This window comes from Escherichia sp. KCJ4928 (assembly GCF_004352695.1).
Taxonomy (GTDB): domain Bacteria; phylum Pseudomonadota; class Gammaproteobacteria; order Enterobacterales; family Enterobacteriaceae; genus ECMA0423.
Genome location: NZ_SJWV01000418.1, coordinates 1 through 1,246 on the forward strand (window position 1 = coordinate 1; position 1,246 = coordinate 1,246).

General features: G+C 46.8%; 1 protein-coding gene. It reads right to left on the reverse strand.

The window, feature by feature from the left end:
• Positions 1-1,075 (reverse strand): cytochrome c peroxidase (gene ccp, locus E0D98_RS24445; protein ID WP_096170599.1); only part of this gene is annotated, 1,075 nt, incomplete at its 3' end.
• Positions 1,076-1,246 lie beyond the last annotated feature (171 nt).

Below are 1,246 nucleotides of genomic sequence, written 5' to 3' on the forward strand. Positions count from 1 at the left end.
TAATACCACCATGACAAGTTGCACATTTATTATCTTTAAATAATTGATAGCCTTTTTTCTGTTGCGCCGTCAGCGCATTTTCATCTCCACGCAACCATTTATCAAATGGGGAATCCGGCGTAATTAATGTTTTCTCAAATTCAGCAATGGCATCAGTAATATTTTCGCCACTGAAACCTTGCGGATAAACTTCGAGGAACTGCGCTTTAAGCTGCGGATCTTTTTCCAGCTTAGCAATAATTTCGTCCCAGGATTTCGACGCCATTTCAATCGGGTTCAACGGCGGTCCACCTGCCTGATCCTGCAATGTTGCCGCACGACCATCCCAGAACTGCTCAACGTTAAATACTGAGTTAAATACCGTCGGCGCGTTAATCGGCCCAACTGCGCCACCAACACCAATCGATGTTTTTCTGCCATCGACGCCCCCCGCATTCAACGCATGGCAATGAGCGCATGAAATGGTGCTATCAGCCGATAAACGGGGATCGTGATACAGCGCAAAGCCCAACGCCACTTTTTGCGCATCGGTAGGCAGTTTTTGCGGGATGGGCTGCACCGGTTCATTGCGATGCTCCGGAGCAGTATCATTGCTGGCGTAATATTCCGCGCGCTGTTTTGCAATCCAGGCCAGTATTTCCGCCCGCTCTTCATCACTCACCTTACCCGCCCAGTGTAGCGCGGTATAACGCGTTGGTGGCATAGTTTCATACTGCATCACCCATTCAATCTTATTCAGATCGCTTTGCGAAACGGGTTTATCAGCCAGCAGTGCCGCACGCACGGCCTCGAGGTTAAAAGATTTATATCCAAGCTTAATGTCGTAATCCATCAACTGTTTCGCGCCAGGAATATAATAATAGGCGGGTAATTCTGCCGAAGGCGTGTGGCAATAGTCGCATCCTTTTTCGCGGAGAAAGCCTAAAACCTTATTATTTTCACTGACAGCAGATGCCTGAACATCGGCCTGTTTACTGCGTTTATTATCGTGGTACCACACATAACCAGATAACCCTAAATAGCAAATCGCGACGCCAGCCAGGCCGATCGCGGTAATACGTGAGACCATTTTCATTATTCTTCCCTCACGGTGGTGAGTTATTGTGACCCAGAAAATTTTCCAGAATGCTGCAAACGTCTCTGCGAGACAAAGCCATCATAAAAAACAGGGAGATACGCTTTTTGATAGGAATCAATCAATTACATGAATATAAACTATCAATAAGATAGCCTGTGCCTATTACCC